This window comes from Vibrio sp. 10N.261.46.E11 (genome assembly GCF_041472735.1).
Classification (GTDB): Bacteria; Pseudomonadota; Gammaproteobacteria; order Enterobacterales; family Vibrionaceae; genus Vibrio.
The window spans coordinates 18705-38977 of sequence record NZ_JBFRQW010000062.1 but is presented as its reverse complement, the minus strand read 5'-3'; the positions used below and the strand labels follow the sequence as shown (position 1 = coordinate 38977).

Here is a 20273-nt window from a genome sequence, read left to right as displayed (position 1 = left end):
ATCCAACCACGTTCAACAATTAAAATTTTGTCAGGATTATACTCGAATCAAAGAAAAACACTATTTAGGAAAGCAGTAAAATGCTATTGAGCTTTCAATATCTGATAGAGATTTGCGGTTTCTTGCTCGAAGTCTTCAATACCTCTGTTTCGCAAGGTCATTTTTAAAGCTTTTATGTAGCGTTTCATATTTTTTCGATCTTCGAACAAGATTTCTAACTGTTCGTCGTTGCTCAAGTTTTCAAAAAAGCCAATTTCTCGTTCAAAATCCAATTTCATTAGTAAACCCTTACATATGGCGCAGAAAGACTCAAAACGTGTTTTGAGTTCTTGAAGTGTCTAACAAATCTCTGATTTGTATTGTATATCTTCAAACTCACTTAAAACCGACTGAAACTCGTCTAGCAAACTGTGATTTTGACTATCCATAACAAACTTACTTATTAAAAGACTAATTTTTCGACCTGCTTTAACGGATTTCTCGTTATCCTTGTCAATGTTACCCAACAAATCAATAGATTGAGTAATCATTTGCCAGATCATTTGATCGACAGCTTCTATACTTTCGCCGTTGAGCCTAATCAGACTGTCTTCTTCATTCTTAATACTACAACCACCGAAATTGTAACGTTCGTCAATGATTAAAGAATGAACACTTTGATCCTTCATCGTGAAAACTATTGAAGGCAATAAACCTATCGAATAAATGTAAGCACTATCAATTTTCTTATTAAGATTGCTATTAAATCTTACTCGATTAGAGAATTTCTTAGTTGAGTCAGTCTCAACAACTATATCATGATACAAATCTTCATAGTCATAATCAGCTTTCAAAGTTAATAATTTATCTTCGATTTCGGCTATCTCGGACTCAAACTTAGCCAGATCTTCAGTTAATTCTTCAATTTTTGACATTATGATTGGTGCGGTGAAATCACGTTCTAATAATTTAGAAAGTCTGCTGTTTGTTTGCTCTCGTTTGCTTGTAGCAAGTTCTAACTGTTGCTGTAGATCGCCTGGCTTTTCGGGTTTTGGCATAAACCCATTAGCCGTAGATAAATGAATTAACATATGCTCTAACGGCAAATAACGATAGTGCTTTGAGTGATTACAGTGACCACCACGCTTTGCATTACTACAAGTCAAATACAGCGTAGAGGCTTGTTTAGCGGCTTTGTTGACGTATTCAACAGGCGAATCACAATGACCACAACGTAAAAAACCACGAAAAATATTTGAAAAAGAATCCGCTTTTACTTTTCCCGCTCCGATCTTTCGACTTTTCAATGATATTTGAGCATTAAGAAATGTCTTTTCGTCAATGACTTGTGGAAAATAGTCTTTAATCGGCTCTCCAACAGGCTCACGCTTGGCGTGATGCCCTTTATAAAGTTGGTGTTCACCTAACAACCTTCGATCAGACAGCAACCTTTTCACGGTTGATCTAACCCAAAACTCCTTTTTTGTAGATGGTGGGGGATATTTCTCAATATTATTGTTTAAAGAGCGAACTATTTGAGTTGCCCCAAGTCCGTTTATGCACATATCAAACATATCTTCGATGATTTGTGCTCGGTCTTCTTTGACGTAAAACTCGGTTTTATCGTCAGATCGCACCAACCAATGAGGATAACAACCACTCATCTTAATTTTATGTGCGTTTTTTCGTTGGTTAGCCCAAGATTCTTTTAATCTTTTTTGCTTCGTGAGGCTTTCTTCGTGCGCTCTCGACATAATGATAAGGCTTGTCATTATGTCTAATAGTTGGTTTTCACTATCTCGCCCGTCATTGTTCGAATAGTGCTTCTTGTCTTGTAAGGTGTAAATATCAACGTATTCGAGAAGACTCAGAAATTGTCGCATAGCGACATTAATCGCTTGTCGAGAAAGCCGATCAAGGTTTTCGACTACAAGCAAGCTTCCTTTCTTAACCTTTCCCGTTTCACAATCATTGATAAATTGCTTTAAATGCTCTTGGTCGCCCTTGAATCCACTTACACCAAGTTCTTTGTAAATGGATAGCTCAGTATCAAGCTCGTAGCCATTGGCATCACAATAGGCTTGTGTAGCCGCCAGTTGGCGGCGATAGCTATCACCGCTTGCTTGTTGAGGGGAAGAGTAACGTATGTATGAGTATGCTTTTTTCATATCACTACCATAAAGATCCATTTAGTAGTGATATTAACATATGTTAATCCACATGGCTCCTCCTTGTGAATAACCGCTAAGAACACGAGTCTAGAAAGCCGCTGTAGAGACAGCATTCTCGTAAACGTCGTTTTCGATACCCAAACAGAGCCAGCCACCAAGCTGGCTTTTTTATTGGCTAAAATCCAACAGCTAATTGAAAGTGATACTCACTTGAATATTTTACAAGATTACCACCCGTAACTTTCCTTTCTTGGCTCGCGGATTAGCAACAAATAAATCTGACCGACATTTACACAACCATCCACTAGCAAAATCTAATATTGCATATTTAACGCATGAGAAAAATGAATCGCCCGATAAGAAAAGATATAGAGAGCAAAGTAACGAACACAGCAAATGTTTCATTTTATGTATTGCTATTAATGATATTATAATTGGGTAATTACACTACATATCAACACAAATGTGAGAATAAAATAATGTGGAATAGATTAAACAAATCAATGATGTTCTGCCAAATGATGTTCGGACTTTCGTTCTATGGCGTCATGGTGATCTTGACTCGTTTCTTCCTTGAAGATCTGAACTACAACGAAGCCGACACCATGATGGTTGTTGGTGCTTTCTCTGCAATCGGACCGCTATTTGCTATCGCAGGCGGTTTCATCGCCGACAAATTTTTAGGCGCATACCGATCATTGACCATTGCCTTTCTTGGATTCGCAAGTGGTTACGGTCTACTGGTACTAGGTGCCGCAGCGACTAATGTTCCAATGGCTTTATGTGGTATTGCTTTAGCGAGTTATGCGCGTGGTTTGATGTCCCCTTCTTACCCAAGTCTTTACAAACGCACGTTCAAAACTCAAGAAGATTTCGAAAATTGCTACCCAATCAACTACTCAGTAAACAATATTGGTGCTCTATTAGGTCAATACTTGTTCCCAATGCTAGTGCTAGTTGTCGGTTTCCACGGTGGCTTCCTTCTTTCAGGTGTTCTAGCCGGTGCTGCACTTCTGATGATGCTCTTTGTTCGCAAAGGCCTTGTTGAAGCAAGTGCTGAAATCGACCAAAAACCAGTTAGCACGAAAAACTGGGCTGCGTTCCTTGGTCTTTCGGCGGCGATGATCGGCTTGGTATTTTTCATGTTCTCTAACATGGATATTGGTCAGAACATCGTTTACGCGATCGGCGCGGCAGCAATCATCTACTTTGTCTCTTTGATGATGAAATCGAAGAAATCAGACATGCTGAAAATGGGTACTATCTTAATCATCACATTCCTGACGACATGCTTCTTCGTGTACTACGGTCAAATGATGACGTCGATGACAATGGTAGCGATCAACACAATGCGTGGTGATCTACTGGGCTTCATCCCTGTAGCCCCGGAAGCTTCAATGGCAATGAACCCACTTTGGTGTATGGTTGCAGGCCCTATTATTACGGGTATCTTCTCTAAGCTAGAAAAGAAAAACATTCACTTCTCTACCGCAACCAAAGTAGGTTTCTCTTTCATTCTGACGGCGATCGCTTTCGGTATCTTAACGATGGCAGTAACGACCGTAGGTGAGGATATTCTGATTCGCCCTGAAGTGTTCTTAGCAATCCACTTCTTCCTGGCATTTGGTGAAGTTATTGTTGGTTCTATGGTTGTAGCCTTCATTCTGTCTGTTGCACCTAAGCACATCGAGAACTTCTCAGTAAGCTTATTCTCTGTAGCAATCGCAATGTCAGGCATTGTTGGTGCCGTATTCTCAACGTCTATTGCACTTGAGAAAGGCCAAGAGATCACACAAGAGATCGTTCAAACGGTTTACGGTGATTACTTCCAAATGCTGACTGTTCTAGCGGTTGTAATGGTGGGTATCGCAATGGCAGCATCGTTCATTATTCGTAAGATGCTAGACGCAGCGAAAGCCGCAGATGAGACGATCGAACTAGAGCAAGCAAACAGCTAATTCTGCTCACGTTAAATAGCTCTAACACTTCAAGCCCTTTAGTTTTCTAGAGGGCTTTTTTTACTCAGCGCCTTCAGAAAGTGTTTACATATTCAGGAGAACCAAGTAAACACAGGACCCGAATGTTGGTGCCTATAGAAAGGTAATGAAGTCTATTACATACCATTACATTCTGTATATTTAATATCCGTACATTTACCTATATGTTGAAAGGAGAAGATTCAGTCAAAGGATAGAATAATGAAAACCAAGCATTGGCTCATTATGATTGTTAGCATCAGCTTCGCATCACCCATTTTTGCCACATTGCACCATGGATTGGAGAGTGAGTTGCTCGCACCACTCTCTCCGACTAAGCTAACAGCCCCAAAACAAATATCACGAAGCTCCTCTCCCTCTTGTGATATAGAAAAACTTATCACTCAAGATAGTCAAGAGCTTCTCGATGAAATTAAACGTCAGGGTTATCACTGTATTAATAACCTTCAAGATATGGGGGAAACATTAGAGACAAAAGTCTTCACACAAAAACACATGCTTGCCGTTGCCCAACAAGCCGCTCTGCAATCACAAAGCTACCAGGGCAAAGGAGATTTGCACTTAGCGACTCTGTTTTATTTTGTCAGAATCGGATACTACGTCGAGTTTTACAACAAACAGATCACCTACTCAAAGTCGGTCCAAGTTGCAGCAAAAAAAGCAATCGATAGCTTGGTAAACAATGGTAATTTTTTCAATAAGAACGACGAACATGGCTATGTACTAACAGAAGTAATGACGCTGATGGACAGTGCGAAGCTTCAACATGAGTACATAGATATTGCGACGCAGTGGATTAAGCGCTGGGACAGGAGCTATGCCGAGTCTGCACAAATGAAAAATGCTATGAATAGTGCTTTTTATCTTCTATATCGAGGCCTCTCATACGCGCCGTACAAAAATATTGTTGGACAGAAGACTGACCTCGCCCACGCCTTAGGTGATTTCTCGCTTCAAACCTCGTTAATTGGGACCCAAGAAGAAATACTATTAACCAACGCAGCACGCGAACTCGCTCGACTGAGCTCTATAAAGAATGCCCCTATAACACCAATTGTGGATGATTATTTAAAGAAGCTATTTTCAAGCTATCCTCAAATTGGGGATGGGGGGACAGTTTGGCTAGCCGCGGCTGAGGTTGTCTCTTTCTATAAACGCTGCGGTGATTTTAATGTCTGTAATTATCAGAAAGGGTTGTATGGGAAGGTATTTACACGTTCATCGCCTTGTCAAAACAACATCACTATTGCTTCTCAAGCTATGTCTACTGATCAGGTATTGAATGCATGTAAAAACCTTCAAAACAACGAGATAAGATTCCACTCTCAACTTGAAACCAATCGTAACCCTGTAAGAAACGATCTCAACACGCGCTTGCAAGTCAATGCATTCAAATCTGTTAACGAATATGAAAAATACGCCAGGTTACTCTTTGGTATCGATAGCAATAATGGTGGTATGTATTTGGAGGGAACCCCTAGCAAAGCTGGAAACCTTGCTAAATTTATTGCCTATCAGTCGCCAGATAGCAAACCAGATCACAAGGTGTGGAACCTAGAGCATGAATACATCCATTATCTGGATGGTAGATATAATCTTTTCGGTTCTTTCACTAACCCAACAGAGCCTGTGGTTTGGTGGGCAGAAGGTTTGGCAGAATATATCAGTAAAGCCGATGTGAACCCTGATGCTCTAGCGACACTGCAGGACGGTTCTACTTACACGTTAACTGCTATTTTTGAGTCAAGCTATGTCAATACTCCACCTGACCGTATCTATAGTTGGGGATACTTAGCTGTGAGATTCATGTTTGAAAATCATAAAGATGAGGTTAATAAAATGCTCATCAAAACCAGAACTGGCGATTGGAAAGGTTACAAAAAGATAGTCGATCGATGGTCAACTCAATATCAGGCTGAGTTTGAAAAATGGCAATGCGACAAAATTGATTTGAGTACAGGTAAACCCTCCGTACATATAGTCAGCCAGCAAAGTGGAAAAGTTGGGGAGAAGATCCAATTAACTCAACGATCGTGCTCTTCAAATGGTTTTACTCCAGTTAGCTACTTATGGACATTTAGCGACGGAACGGTGAGCAAAGAAGCCACACCTTCTCATAGTTTTAAAACTGGCGGCAAAAAAACGGTCACATTAAGAGTTAAAGACAAATCTGGTGAACAAGCATCTTCAACAACGGTTATCAATGTCATTGGAGCAAAAAGTGGGGGCGGAAAGTCCGGAGGTGTCATCGACCCTCTTGTTGCTCTCTTACTTATTTTGGGAGCGCTAATGAGATGGAAGCTTCCTAGCCGTTTCGATACTAAATTGATTGGTATTTTAGATAAAAACACCTCTAAAATTTAGTGCATACGAGGAATAACCACCAAGCTTAAAGTAGCTCCGCTGAGTTTCATTTAGATATATCAATATGATGGCTGACATTCGAGTATTAAATCGTCAGCCATCATCAAATGATAATTATTATTATTGAGTGTTTTTATGTTCAGGATTATGATGTAAAAATCAAAATCTAAGAGAGCCCTATATGAGCAAGCCTAGCCCTATCACATTAACTGTTACTCAAACCTCAACCATTACACCGAACATGCAGCGTATAACGCTGAACGGTGAGGGATTAAGTAAATACCCAACCGAATGTGCCGGCGGCTACATCAAGCTTTTGTTCTCGCCACTCGGCACCACTGATTTAAGCCAACTGAACGAAGGTGAGCGCCCAATCATGCGCACTTACACCATTCGTCAGTACAATCCTGTAGAAAAGTGGATTGAGGTTGATTTCGTTCGCCACATCACCACAGATCTACAATGTGGCTTTGCCGCAAGATGGGCAATGAACGCAGAAGTGGGTGACACGGTTTCAGTGGCTGGCCCTGGTTTGATTCAAGGTCTGAATCTGGAGTCTGATTGGTTCTTCTTGGTCGCAGACATGACGTCGCTACCTGCGCTTTCCGCAAAAGTAAAATCACTTCCAGAGCACGCGAAAGGTCACGCTGTGGTTCAAATCAACTCAGCAGCAGACAAGCAAACTCTTGAAGCGCCTAAAGGCATCAAAATCACTTGGTTGATTGAAGATGAAACTGAAGAAACACTATCACAAACCGTTCGCAGCATTGAATGGTTAGACGGTCAGGTTTCAGTATGGACAGCGTGTGAATTTGAAAGCATGCGCGAGCTAAGACAGTACTTCCGTAACGAAAAAGAAGTCGCAAAAGAGAACATCTACATCAGCAGTTACTGGAAACGTGGCGTCACTGAAGATGGCCACAAAGTGCTGAAACAACAAGATGCTCAAACTTTAGCGAGCTAAAGATCATTGCTACAAAAGCACTTAAGCTAAAAGCACAAAAACAAATTGAAAACGCCCTTAACACATCATATCGTTAAGGGCGTTTTAATTTCTAACGCAAGAGATCATTTACTATGTATCAAAGCAAGCAGGGCTAGTAGGCCCTTTTAAATCAATGAGATAACTAAACCTGCAATGATAAAAACGACGCCTACACCACGTGTAACGTGCCACTTTTCCTTTAAAAAGTAGATCCCCATCACTACGCCGAAGATGATACTTACTTGCCTAAGAGCAACAACCAAGCTGACGTTCTCAGTCATGGTCATCGCAAACAGCACCAAACCATAAGTCGAAGCCATCATGATGCCGGCCCCGGCCACAGTGGCTTTCTTTCGCAGTATCCAAGCATTATGAAATTCGATTCTTTGGTTGGTTACGAATAACCAAACACTCAGCGGAATCACAATCGCCCAAAACTGAATGCCTAGGTAGAAAATCGCAGTGTGCTTGTTAGTAACGGTGGGTGTGCTTAGAGGCTCTAATAATAGAAGCGCCTCTTTATCAATGATGGAATAGCCCGTGGTACCAATAGCGGCGATTAACGCCCACAACACACCAAGATTAAGGTAAGCCTTGAGCCTCAACTCAGAGAATTGCTTAAGCGGGACAAACAAACAGCCCAATGTAATCAGTGCAAAACCCATCCATTGATTCGCCGACAATTCATAGCCGATCAACACCGTGCCTAACCCCACCATCAACACCGGAAGTGCTCGTGCCATCGGATAGATCACACCAATATCAGCTTGTTTATAGGCAGCGCCTAACCCAATCAAATAGACGATTTGACAGATCCCACTCAAGAAAACCAACTGCCAGAATGGAAGTGAGATATTTGACAGGCCAACACTGTAGGCATACCAAACCAGATAGGGAGTCAATATCGCGGCAGCGGCAAAGCCAGAGGCTAGGAAGAAAGACGAGCCCGAGCCTTGATTAGATTTACCTAGAACATTCCAACCCGCGTGAAGCAGAGCCGAAATGATCACGATGACAATGGCAGAGAATTCCATTTCATTCCTAACTTATTGACTGATAAGAGCAGTCGCTTAAAACAGGGGATAAAAAAGGCCTCCAGATAAGAGACCTTTGAACATTCCAGTTGGGCAAACCCCTAAAGTGAGATGTGCCAGCGTTCTAACGTTCGACTAGCGCTTGAGCTGTGCTATCGACTCAATACTGATCGCATCATGACGCCAATACTCAATATCGCAGTCAATCAAATCACCGTTCTGATTGTAGTTAACACGCTCAACCACCATAGCAGGAGAGCCAGAAGTCGCACGCAGAGCTTGTGCTGTTTCACCCAGTAATGACGTTGTGCTCACGCGATAACGAATCTTCTGATACACCACGCCAAAGTGCTCTCGGTATATGTCCGTCAACGACTTAGACAAGTCGTAGTCAAGCAAGTTAGGGAACAGTTCAGGTCGAATATAGTTGGTCACATACACAACCGGTCTGTCTTCAAGGTAACGAACTCTGTCTACTCGATAAACATCCGAAAAAGGTTGTAGCTCAAGAAGCTTAGTTGCTTCCTTGGTTGCTAACATGCCTTTCGCTGCCACTAATTCTGTTTTCGGCTTACGATTCTGCGACAAAGCCATATTAGTGAAGTTCAGCGTTTGAGTTGGGTCGTAGCGCAGTGGCGCTGGAGAGATAAACCAACCACGGCGGTCTTCTCGATAAATACGCCCTTCCGCTTCAAGTGAAGACAGCGCTTCACGCAACGTTACTCGTGTTGTATCAAACGATTCAGCCAGTTTGCGCTCCGCAGGCAGCTTCTGTCGTGGCGTTAACATACCCGACTCTATCTGCTCTACGATGACGTCTTTGATTTTTACGTACTGCACTTCATTTCCTTTTATTCTTGTTCTTGTCGTCAGCCACTCCTTGGCCAACTGCAATATAAATGGTTCGCTAGCGCTTGCGCCAAGCTTGGGTGCGCTTCTCAAATAACTTGTTGATTAACAGATGAATCAACTTCGCACTTGCCGCCGATATCATGATCATGACGGCCATGGCTGCTGCTGCACCGGTTTGTCCCGCATCGTCCATATTCAGTACTGAAACTGACGCAGGTATCGTATCGGTAGAATACAAGAATACTACCGCAGATGTCGTGGTAAGTGCATTAATAAACAAGTATGTCGCAATATCTAAAATCGCAGGCAAACAAACCGGCACCGTTACCTTAAAGAACAGCTTGTATTGCGGTAGGTTAACTGAAGCCGCCGTTGCTTCTATCTCTTCAGGCAGCTGTTTTAATGCGGTTAATGCCGTCATGTGCCCTACCGTGTAGTAGTGAACCACGGTGTTGATCACCAAGAACGCCATCGTGCCATACAAAAAGTTAAGTGGGTTGCTCAAGTCATTAAAGTAGAAGATGTACCCCAAACCCAACACCATACCCGGAACCGCCATCGGCACAACGCTGAGCATTTGCATCGCTTGACGAACTGGACCAAATGCTCTGCCTTTCTCAATGCAATATGCACCCAAGAAAATCAACACTGTACCGATAATAGCAGTCCAAGCACCGAGCGTTAGAGAGTTGAAGAACGGCGTCCAACCGTAGGTACTCATTTCTGAGAAATTATAGTTATTCAAGGTGAGTGCTTTGTTCCAAGGCCAGAACGTGACCATAGAACCGTATATCGCCATGCCTAGCACGATAACAACAGCAGCAGAGATGATGGTGCAATAGAGCAAACACACGCCATCACGTAGAGTGTTTGGTTCAGGTTGATACGCGACGGATCGAGTATCAAACAAGCTCTTCTGTTTCTTTTGAACCCAGCGATCCACTGTAAACGCAAGCAACGCAGGCAACAGCAACAAAATACTGGTCACTGCACCCATAGAGAAATTCTGTTGCCCTACTACTTGTTTAAAGATGTCAGTCGATAGAACGTTATAACTGCCACCAATCACCTTTGGCACACCAAAGTCACAAACCACCAGCGTAAATACAACGATCAGAGTGCTGATCAAACCATACTTTGCCGCAGGTAGCGTCACCATGAAAAAGGTTTTTAATGATGAGGTATGCAATGCTCGTGCCGCCTCATACAGACGAGCATCAGAGGTTCTTAACGAGGTGGTCAGAATCATCAAGGCGTGGGGAAAAGTCCAGAATATTAAGCCGAGTGATATACCAATCAAACCGTATACCGAATTCCCCCCTAACACTTCTTTGGCGATACCTTGGTTACCAAATAAGAAGATCAAACTGATCGCAGGAAGCAACGACGGAGCTAAAATCGGCGCTGAACCCAACACCTGAAAAAGCCCCTTGAAAGGCATACATGAACGAGTCAACGCATAGGCATAACCAAACGCTAATACACCCACGACAACCGTGACTAACAGCCCAAGTGTAAACGTGTTACCTACCGACTGCCAGAGGCTCTGCGAAGTAAAATACGTTGCGAAATTCTGTAATCCTACAAATTCACCGTCTGCGTTCTGAACACTTTTTTTCAACATTGCCCACAGTGGCATCAGAATGAATAGCGTCATGACCACTGACAAAAAAGCCAGAAGCCCGAATAGGATTACGTTGTCTTTACTTAACTGAGCAAGAAAAGGCGTTACTCGTCGTTGAATTAGCAGCTTAGATTGCATCATTTGAGTCGATTCCATGATTGTTACGCCGCCTCGTCTTTCATCACTTGCAGGCTTTCAGATGGGTAAGCTCTAAGACCTTCTTCATCAAACGCTACGTAACGAATATCGCTGCGACGCAGTTTCAATCGATTAAACTCTTTGACTGACACATCAACGATGATCTCTTTAGCCGTTGAGTCATGTTGCAGCTCGCACTCAACTCGATAGAACGCCCCAAGGAACTCGCTCGATATGATTCTGACGGGTAAAGACTCGTTAAAGCGATCAACAAACTGAATTTGTTCTGGACGCACCGCGATATCAAAACGATCGCCATGCTTTGGTGTCAAATTATCTAAAACTGGCAACGCTAACATCGACTCTGCAATGCGCATTTTGCCTTTCGCAGCAACAGATGCTTGAATGAAGTTCATGCTACCAACGAATTCAGCGACAAAGCGGCTGACTGGGTTTTGATAGATTTCTTGCGGAGCACCCACTTGTTCAATAACACCATGATTCATGACCACAATGCGATCGGCCATGGTTAAGGCTTCATCTTGATCATGAGTCACCATAATAGTGGTAATGCCCAGCTTACGCTGCAATTGACAGATCTCGTCACGCAGATGTGTTCTTACCTTCGCATCAAGTGCAGAGAGCGGTTCATCGAGGAGTAGCAAACCTGGAGACAAGGCCAATGCACGAGCGAGAGCCACGCGTTGCTGTTGTCCACCAGACAGCTGATTTGGGTATTTTTGGCCAGAAGTTGGTAAACCAATGGTTTCTAACCAAGATTCTACCGCTTCCAGAGCTTCTTTGGTCGACATCCCTTGGTTCTTCAATCCAATTGCGATGTTCTCTTCCACAGTCAAGTTTGGAAATAGAGCATAAGATTGGAATACGATGCCAAAGTCGCGCTTTTCTGGTGGCAAGAAGGTCGTATCATTACCGTTCTGCTCAATAGATCCTGAGGTCGGTAAATCCAGTCCTGCAATCGCACGTAGTAGTGTCGTTTTACCGCAGCCAGACGGGCCAAGGAAACAGACGAACTCACCTTTTTCGATCGATAGGGATATGTCTTTTAACGCTGTAAATTGGCCAAATTGTTTTACAACGTTTTCAATATTCAAATAAGTTTGGTTGCTCATACTACAGCACTCTTTAAATGGTATATACCAATTTTAAACTTTGAATATTGCAGTTGAGTGACAAATTTATAGAAGCTAAATGACAGTTATATTGCAGAAATAATAAGCATTAAAGATTGCTATTTAATCGGCATTAAAAGTTAGTTCAGAAAGCCCTCAATGACTAGCCCATTAGTCACTGAGAGCCTTAGTGTGTACCTCTAATTTAAATCTTATTTATGATTCAACCTTGTCGGCTTTACCTGCCGCACCCGCGAGCTTTGCCAATTGCTTATCCAGCCACAATGGCGTGCTACCCGAATCTTCCGCGTTCTCTTTTCTTCGAACAGCATCTCTAACCATCATTGCCCCAACCCAACGGAATGGCTCTGGCGGGAAGTGTCCTAATGGGCCTTTAGTTAAACCGCTTCGTGTCCAAGCATTGTTGATATCGAGTACCATTGAAGACAAAATTTTGCCTCCCATGCGAGTTTGAGCAACACCATTACCTGAGTAACCAAGCCCGTAATAGATGTTTTTTTGCCCTTTTAGATTACCGAAAAATGGCAATCCTGTGACGGATCGGTCAGAACCACCCGACCAGTTGTAATCGAATTCATTCTGCTCCAGTTTAGGGAACAATTTCTGGAAAGATTGATTGAGAATCGGTAGGTAATTAGTCGTTTGGTTGAACATGCTTTCAACCTGATTCGCAAACGAGAATTTATTGCCGCCTTTGCCCAACATGAGTCGTCCATCCTCAGTGTCACGGTAGTAATGAACAAAGATACGCGAATCCACCACCGCAGCTCCTTTCTCTGGACCAAACTGTTTAAGTTTTTCTGGAATTGGTTTGGTCACCACCATGTCTGACGAGACAACCACAATGCTGCGTTTGAACTCTTTGAAGTGATCAAGCATCCATGCGTTGAGTGCCAAAATCACTTTGTCGGCAAATACAGATCCGCCCTTGGTTTGGATTCGAGCTGGGGAGCCATAGTCGAGTGATGTCATCTCTGTGTTTTCGTGAATTTCGACACCCAGTTCGAGAGCGACTCGGCGTAAGCCTCTCGCCAATAACGCTGGCTGCACACTGCCCGCGGCTTCTGAGTAACAACCTTCAATATGACGCTCCGATCCCGCTTTCTCAGCCAAAGAGTTATCACACTTCTTCCAACTATTTATGCCTTGCTTGACCAACTCGTTCACAACAGGTTCCATTCCCCCCTTTTGCGCTTCATTGGTCGCCGTGTAGTAAGTACCGCTTCGATAAAGATGCGCGTCGATGTTATGTTCGTTACAGAAAGCTTCGATCTCATAAATGACCTTTTCCGATTCTTTAACCAGCCATTTTGCTTGCTCTTTGCCGTATAGCTTCTTCAACGTTGGATACTTAGTCGACCACGTCAACATGCAGCCACCGTTCGCGCCAGAAGCGCCGCTGCCACATAGGCCTTTTTCAATCACGACAACATGTTTTTCGGGTTGCTGTTGTTTGATTAAAATCGCCGTCCATAAACCCGTATAGCCACCGCCAACAATGGCGATATCACAGTTGACATCTTTTTGGAGCGGCTTAGCCGAATCTAACCCCGCATTGATGTTGCCAAACTCTTGTTCCAACGCTTGCTTGAACCAATATGAGTAGTGCTTTTTCATTTGTTGTACCTTACTTAAAACCTAAAGGCGTAAAACTAAAAAAGGAAGACCGAAGCCTTCCTTTACTGATTTCTAACTTCTAATGAACTCAATAATTAAGTAACTGAATAGGTCGTCAGATTAAGATTTTGGCTCTGATTTAGCGTCAAACTTCTCAGACCATGTTTTCAATACATCTGCGCGCTCGCTGCCCATGCGTGCAAAGTCCATTTTTGCCATGTTCTTTTCGACGTTAGGGAAGTTTTCAATGGTTGCCGTCACATCTTGGTGGCCAACAACTGGGTACATTTCGATGTAAAGCTCGTTTGCTGCTTTAGAGATAGACCAATCGACAACGCGTTGCGCTGCATCAGAAGGCTTCACAAGGCCTACCGCTTCAGATTCCCAACCGATACCTTCAGGCGTAATCACAGAAAGTGGTGCACCCTGAGTTTTTAGCTTAGCGCCACGGCTCGCCATAGAAATACCGATAGCGACTTCACCCATACCCGCTTGAACACATGGCTTAGAACCAGAGTGCGTGTAGTGAGCGATGTTTTGGTCTAGCTTCTGCATGTAGTTCCAACCTTGGTCTTCACCCATGTTTTGTAGCCACGCCGACACTTGCATGTAGCCCGTACCAGAAGACGCTGGGTTTGGCATCGCAATGTGACCTTTGTAAATAGGCTTCGTTAGATCATCCCAAGATTTAGGTGCTGGTAGGTTAAGTTGTTTCGCTACCGCTTCGTTGAAACAAACCGCATTGAAGAATGCATCGTTGCCATACCAAGCTTGAGTCGATTGCGGATCGTTGAGGTTTGAACGCAACGCTTCTACACCTTGAGGAGTGTAAGGCTTAAGAATGCCTTCTTCTTTGAGTAGAGCCATTGAGGAACCTGCAAGGCCCCACACAACTTCTGCACGAGGGTTGTTTTTCTCAGCCAATAATTTTGCCGTCATGATCCCGGTTGAATCACGAACCCATTTGATGTTGATGTCTGGGTTTTCACTTTCAAATGCGTTTTTGTATTTCGCTAAAATGTCAGTTTCAAAAGCTGTGTAAACCGTCACTTCCTGTGCTGCATAAGCATTACCAGCTAATAGAGTAACTAATGCTGCAAGTGATCCTTTCATAAAACGGTTTTTCATCATTTTCTCCAGTCAGGCTCAACTCTAAAGTGAGAATTAGCCAAGGTTAAAATTGCTAAAGCTAGAAGCTCCATCTAGAGGCTTCTATATCCATAAATTCATTTAGGTTGTTAGCACACACCCTTCACATTGGTATGTACCAGATTTCGAGTATTAAGCTAACTGGCTTTTATGACGATTAAATGAACAAAAAATGGCAGTTTAAAGATCGGAAAATTTATCAAGACAAGTGGCCAATTTTAATATGAAGCTTTTATTAAAATGATGTTTGGGCTATTTACGACCGTTTAAATTGGTTGTTAAAGTAGCTGCAAATATTGGTATAGTCCAAAATGAACATCACGAGAATTGAACATGAGAAACGAATACTTACTACTGACACCCGGTCCTCTATCTACTTCTGAAACCGTTCGCCAAGCAATGCTAAAAGATTGGTGTACTTGGGATGATGAATACAACAAAGACGTTGTTGAAGTGATTCGTAGCAAGCTAGTGACTTTGGCGACTAAGCAGGCGGGATATACAAGCGTATTAATGCAAGGTAGCGGCACAGCTTCAGTTGAAGCTACGATTGGCAGTGTTATCTCTAACAGCGGTAAGCTTCTGGTTGTTGATAACGGTGCGTACGGCACTCGTATTGCTCAAATAGCAGACTATTTAAACATTCCATGCCATGTCGTTTCCCCAGGTGAAACATCACAGCCTGACTTGAACGAAATGGAAACGGCATTGGATTCAGACATTACTCACGTTGCGATTGTGCACTGTGAAACCACGACTGGCATGCTGAATCCAATTGAAGAGATTGCCAAATTGGCAAAGCAGCACAACAAAACCGTCATTCTTGATGCGATGTCGAGCTTCGGCGGCATCCCGATGGATATTGCTGACTTAGGCATCGACTACATGATCAGCTCGGCAAATAAATGTATTCAAGGCGTACCGGGGTTCGGCTTTGTTATCGCCAAGCAATCGGAACTAGAGAAGTGCAAAGGCCAAGCTCGCTCATTGAGCCTTGACCTGTTTGACCAATGGCACTGCATGGAAAGCAACCACGGTAAATGGCGCTTCACCTCCCCGACCCACACAGTGCGTGCTTTTTACCAAGCCTTGCTTGAATTAGAACAAGAAGGAGGCATTGAAGCTCGTCATAATCGTTACCAAACCAATCAAACCACATTGGTTGCTGGCATGCGCTCTCTAGGTTTTGAACCTCTGTTAAATGATGACCTTCATTCACCGATCATCACCTCTTTCTATTCTCCAACTCATAGCGATTACCAATTCAAGGAATTCTATGATCGTTTGAAAGAACAAGGTTTTGTGATTTACCCGGGCAAGGTTTCAAACGCAGACTGCTTCCGCATCGGCAACATCGGTGAAGTTTACCCGTCAGACATTGAAGCCCTCATTGGCGCAGTGAAGAACGCTATGTACTGGGACATCAAATAATGACGATGACCAATCAAGAGGCAGTTCTAAAAGCGACACACTTTCGAAGCGAAGGCGATGTGAACACCACGCCAGCGCGTGAGAAATGGAACGAGTCGCTAAACGATGATGCAACTCAAGCGATATTAAAACGTGACTCTGACGTATTTCTTCATCAAGCGATGTCAACGCCTTGCCTAGACACACTTGAAGTAGCCGAAGGCATCTACATTCAAGATGCGACTGGCAAGAAGTACATGGACTTTCACGGCAATAATGTTCACCAGCTAGGTTATGGTCACCCACACATCATCAATAAGGTGACTCAACAAATGGCGTCATTGCCGTTTTCACCGCGTCGCTTTACCAATCAAACTGCAGTTCAATGTGCTGAGAAACTCACACAGATCTGCGGTGGTGATTTGAATCGCGTGTTGTTTGCTCCCGGTGGCACATCAGTGATCGGCATGGCGCTCAAACTAGCTCGACATGTCACTAACAACTTCAAAGTCGTTTCATTGTGGGATTCCTTCCATGGTGCGTCGCTGGATGCAATTTCAGTGGGTGGTGAAGCCTGTTTCCGCGAAGGTATGGGGCCGTTGATGGCTGGCGTAGAACGTATCCCACCAGCAGTTTCCTATCGTGGTGCTTTCCCGCTCAATGACTCTTTTTCGCTTCGCGGGCAAAGCGCAGGCGATAACAATGAGACTGCATGTGATGTGCACTATGCCGATTACCTTGAGTACGTAATTGAAAAAGAAGGAGGTATTGGCGCCTTCATTGCAGAAGCGGTTCGTAACACAGACGTGCAAGTGCCAAGTAAGGCTTATTGGAAGCGAATCCGTGAGATCTGTGACAAACACAACGTCCTATTGATCATTGATGACATCCCAAACGGCATGGGTCGTAGCGGGGAATGGTTCACTCACCAAGCGTTTGATATCGAACCTGACATCCTTTGTATCGGTAAAGGTTTTGGCGGTGGTTTGGTTCCAATTGCAGCCATGATCACTAAAGACAAATACAACACGGCAGCGCAAGTATCTCTTGGTCACTACACCCATGAGAAAAGCCCTATTGGCTGCGCGGCAGCACTGGCTACCATGGAAGTGATTGAGCAAGAAAACCTACTTGAAAAAGTACAAGCGGACAGCGCATTCGTGCGTGAGCAGCTGCTTCAGATGAAAGAGAAATACCCAGTTATTGGTGACGTTCGCGGCATCGGCCTACTTTGGGCCGTGGAGTTGGTCACTGACCATATCACCAAAACCCGAGCGTTCGATGAGGCAGAAGCCGTACTTTACCAATGTCTGAACGATGGCCTGAGCTTTAAGGTGTCACAAGGTAACGTGATTCAATTGAGCCCGCCATTGATCATCAGCCGCAGTGAACTAGAAGTCGCTCTGTCTATATTCGAAAATGCGATAGCGAAAGTCTGCAAAGATTTTGAATACCTTTAATTCACTCTCTAAATCAACATTAAAACCAATAACCTAAAACAATCATTCGTCCTTCCAACAACTGAACTGGGAGTGACACAAAAATAGGACACTATTATGAACACGACATCACCTATCCAAGCGGTTATCTTTGACTGGGCAGGCACTATCGTTGATTTTGGATCATTTGCTCCGACTAGCATCTTCGTTGAAGCATTCAGACAAGGTTTTGACTTTGATATCGACTTAGCAGAAGCGCGTGAACCTATGGGGATCGGCAAATGGGATCACATCCAAGCGGTCGGTCGAATTCCAGCTGTTGACGCTCGTTGGAATGCTCAGTTCGGACGCTCGATGACCAGTGAAGACGTTGACGCGATCTACGCGGCATTCATGCCTCTTCAAAAAGCGAAAGTAGCCGATCACGCAGCACCTATTTTGAATGCGATAGAAGTCGTGAATAACCTAAAAGAAAAGAACGTAAAAATAGGCTCTTGTTCTGGTTACCCACGAGAAGTGATGGATGTGCTAATCCCTGCTGCTGCAGATTACGGTTATCTTCCTGACAACGTAGTAGCGACTGATGACTTACCGCAAGGCGGTCGCCCCGCTCCATTCATGGCGCTTAAAAACGTCATTGACCTAGGTGTGACGAACGTCGCTGCGTGTGTGAAAGTGGATGACGCTGCACCGGGTATCGATGAAGGCCACAACGCAGGCATGTGGACAGTAGGCCTTATACTATCAGGCAACGAAGCAGGCTTAACGTATCAAGAATATTTAGATGCAGACGAGACAACACTTGCAGCTGCGCGAGAAAAAGCAAACGTGAAGCTAAACAAATCAAACCCACACTACCTGATCGATACCATTGCAGATCTACCAGGTGTTATTGCGGACATTGAAAAGCGGTTGTTAGCCGGTGAGCGCCCTTAATAGCTTAACCTCCGCTCCCCCCCTACAACTCCGGCTATGTAGGCAAACATTCAGTACACATGAAAATGAAACCTCATATCACCTAAAAATGATACGAGGTTTCTTAGTTTCCAAGATTTGAGACAACATTTTTTCAACAAAAAAGCTATAAATAGCGCCTTGAAAACTATGAATACCAACAATCTGATTGACTATCATACGCAATCAGACTAACAATATATTAGTAGTACTTTAAAAGCTCTACCTGAATCAACGCCTTGATTTACTTACGGTCGCAGTGTCTTAGCCAGTAAGTTATCGCTTTACAGGTCAGTTCAGATAACAATAAAAATTAATCCAAGGATAAGATTATGAAAAAACTATCTAAAATCATGTGTGCTGTCGTCGCAGCTTCCGGCTTCGCTGCTGCTCCCTCAATCGCTGGAACCACGTATGTGGGTGCAAAAGTCGGGATGGGTTGGCTAGATAGTGCGTGTGTGGATGGCGTAAGCTGTGAAGACGATTCAGTGGCGGGGGGTATTTACGGTGGCTATAACTTTTCTGACAAGTTTGCTCTTGAACTGAGCGCAGACTACCTAGGAGACTACGATACAAGCTTTAATAGCACAGGAACTTTGAAGCAATATAGTGATTCAATCGTCGCTATCTCTCTGAACCCTATGTATCGACTCGCTATCCAACAAAAATTTGATATTTTCTTCAAAGCCGGCCCTGCTTACATCATGCACGATGACGAAGATGACGTAGTATTGTCTCTTGGTATCGGTGCTGAAAAGCAATTCGCTGAAGACTGGGCACTGCGTGTTGAATATCAATACTTCGATGATTTCGATGATAAATTCGTGCAAGACTTAAACTCTAACCTTGTTACCGTTGGCCTTAGCTACAACTTTGGTACAGGTAATACTACAGCTTCAGCAGCCGCCGCTTCTGCAGCCGTTGTAACACAAGCTCCTTCTGAGCCAATTGCCGAACCAGAAGTCGTTGTTGTTGAAGAAGAAGTTATTGTGACTAAAGCGAAAACTGAAAGCTTCTCTCAAGGTATGTTTGAAACAAACAGCACTGAATTATCTTCAGAAGGCAAAGCAGCATTAGCACCACTAGTTGAAGTACTGCAAGCTCACCCTCAATCATCAGTTAATGTTGTTGGTCACACTGATTCAACAGGTGCAGCTGAATACAACATGATGATCTCTAAGAAACGTGCCGCTGCTGTAGCTGCATACATTGAAGAACAAGGCATCGAAGCAGACCGTATTACAGCTTCAGGTGAAGGGGAAGAAAACCCTGTAGCATCAAACGCTACAGCTGAAGGTCGTGCGCAAAACCGTCGTGTTGACGCAACGATCCCAAGCTTCGAATACCAAGAAAAAGCGCAAATAGAAGAAGTTATCGTAGAAACTGCTGAATAATAGCACTCTACC

General features: G+C 43.6%; 15 protein-coding genes. 7 read left to right on the top strand and 8 right to left on the bottom strand.

All coding sequences use genetic code 11. The features are described from left to right. Positions 1–83 precede the first annotated feature (83 nt). The gene (locus tag AB4407_RS18715) at positions 84–278 is read right to left on the bottom strand and encodes a hypothetical protein (protein ID WP_272243397.1); all 195 of its coding nucleotides are present in this window, start codon (positions 276–278) and stop codon (positions 84–86) included. A 60-nt stretch (positions 279–338) separates the two neighbouring features. Next, entirely contained in the window at positions 339–2147 is a 1809-nt protein-coding gene (locus tag AB4407_RS18710) for a recombinase family protein (protein WP_372121602.1), read from the bottom strand. Between the two features lie 482 nt (positions 2148–2629). Between AB4407_RS18710 and AB4407_RS18705 the strand changes: the two genes are divergently transcribed. The 3 genes from AB4407_RS18705 (at position 2630) to AB4407_RS18695 (ending at position 7475) form a co-directional block, all read left to right on the top strand. Then, a complete protein-coding gene (locus AB4407_RS18705) occupies positions 2630–4108 on the top strand; it encodes a peptide MFS transporter (protein WP_086027533.1) in 1479 nt (492 codons plus the stop codon). Between the two features lie 240 nt (positions 4109–4348). Beyond that, positions 4349–6511 carry a collagenase gene (locus AB4407_RS18700; RefSeq protein WP_372121601.1) on the top strand — a complete coding sequence of 721 codons (2163 nt, stop codon included), beginning with the start codon at positions 4349–4351 and terminating at the stop codon, positions 6509–6511. Between the two features lie 181 nt (positions 6512–6692). After that, the gene (locus AB4407_RS18695; RefSeq protein ID WP_372121600.1) at positions 6693–7475 is read left to right on the top strand and encodes a siderophore-interacting protein; all 783 of its coding nucleotides are present in this window, start codon (positions 6693–6695) and stop codon (positions 7473–7475) included. Between the two features lie 146 nt (positions 7476–7621). Here AB4407_RS18695 and AB4407_RS18690 read toward each other — a convergent pair whose 3' ends face one another. The 6 genes from AB4407_RS18690 to AB4407_RS18665 form a co-directional block, all read right to left on the bottom strand. Continuing rightward, positions 7622–8530 carry a multidrug transporter gene (locus AB4407_RS18690; RefSeq protein WP_372121599.1) on the bottom strand — a complete coding sequence of 303 codons (909 nt, stop codon included), beginning with the start codon at positions 8528–8530 and terminating at the stop codon, positions 7622–7624. Between the two features lie 135 nt (positions 8531–8665). Beyond that, a complete protein-coding gene (gene phnR, locus AB4407_RS18685; RefSeq protein ID WP_372121598.1) occupies positions 8666–9370 on the bottom strand; it encodes a phosphonate utilization transcriptional regulator PhnR in 705 nt (234 codons plus the stop codon). Positions 9371–9437: 67 nt separating this feature from the next. Continuing rightward, positions 9438–11147, bottom strand: coding sequence for a putative 2-aminoethylphosphonate ABC transporter permease subunit (locus tag AB4407_RS18680; protein WP_372121611.1), 1710 nt, complete (start codon positions 11145–11147; stop codon positions 9438–9440). 20 nt (positions 11148–11167) lie between these two features. Then, complete coding sequence (locus AB4407_RS18675; RefSeq protein ID WP_102307070.1) at positions 11168–12277, bottom strand: putative 2-aminoethylphosphonate ABC transporter ATP-binding protein; 1110 nt, start codon at positions 12275–12277, stop codon at positions 11168–11170. 216 nt (positions 12278–12493) lie between these two features. Continuing rightward, positions 12494–13915 carry an FAD-dependent oxidoreductase gene (locus AB4407_RS18670; protein WP_372121597.1) on the bottom strand — a complete coding sequence of 474 codons (1422 nt, stop codon included), beginning with the start codon at positions 13913–13915 and terminating at the stop codon, positions 12494–12496. A 120-nt stretch (positions 13916–14035) separates the two neighbouring features. Beyond that, on the bottom strand, positions 14036–15046 hold the full coding sequence (locus AB4407_RS18665) for a putative 2-aminoethylphosphonate ABC transporter substrate-binding protein (protein WP_128644407.1): 1011 nt from the start codon (positions 15044–15046) through the stop codon (positions 14036–14038). Between the two features lie 351 nt (positions 15047–15397). Here AB4407_RS18665 and phnW point away from each other — a divergent pair, with 351 nt between their 5' ends. The 4 genes from phnW to AB4407_RS18645 all read left to right on the top strand — a co-directional run bounded on the left by phnW (position 15398) and on the right by AB4407_RS18645 (position 20261). Then, entirely contained in the window at positions 15398–16495 is a 1098-nt protein-coding gene (gene phnW / locus AB4407_RS18660; RefSeq protein WP_372121596.1) for a 2-aminoethylphosphonate--pyruvate transaminase, read from the top strand. Beyond that, entirely contained in the window at positions 16495–17934 is a 1440-nt protein-coding gene (locus AB4407_RS18655) for an aspartate aminotransferase family protein (protein WP_372121595.1), read from the top strand. The genes phnW and AB4407_RS18655 overlap by 1 nt, the downstream gene beginning before the upstream one ends. A 96-nt stretch (positions 17935–18030) precedes the next feature. Then, entirely contained in the window at positions 18031–18849 is an 819-nt protein-coding gene (phnX, locus tag AB4407_RS18650) for a phosphonoacetaldehyde hydrolase (RefSeq protein WP_372121594.1), read from the top strand. 350 nt (positions 18850–19199) lie between these two features. Next, positions 19200–20261 carry an OmpA family protein gene (locus tag AB4407_RS18645; protein ID WP_372121593.1) on the top strand — a complete coding sequence of 354 codons (1062 nt, stop codon included), beginning with the start codon at positions 19200–19202 and terminating at the stop codon, positions 20259–20261. The last annotated feature ends 12 nt before the right edge of the window (positions 20262–20273 follow it).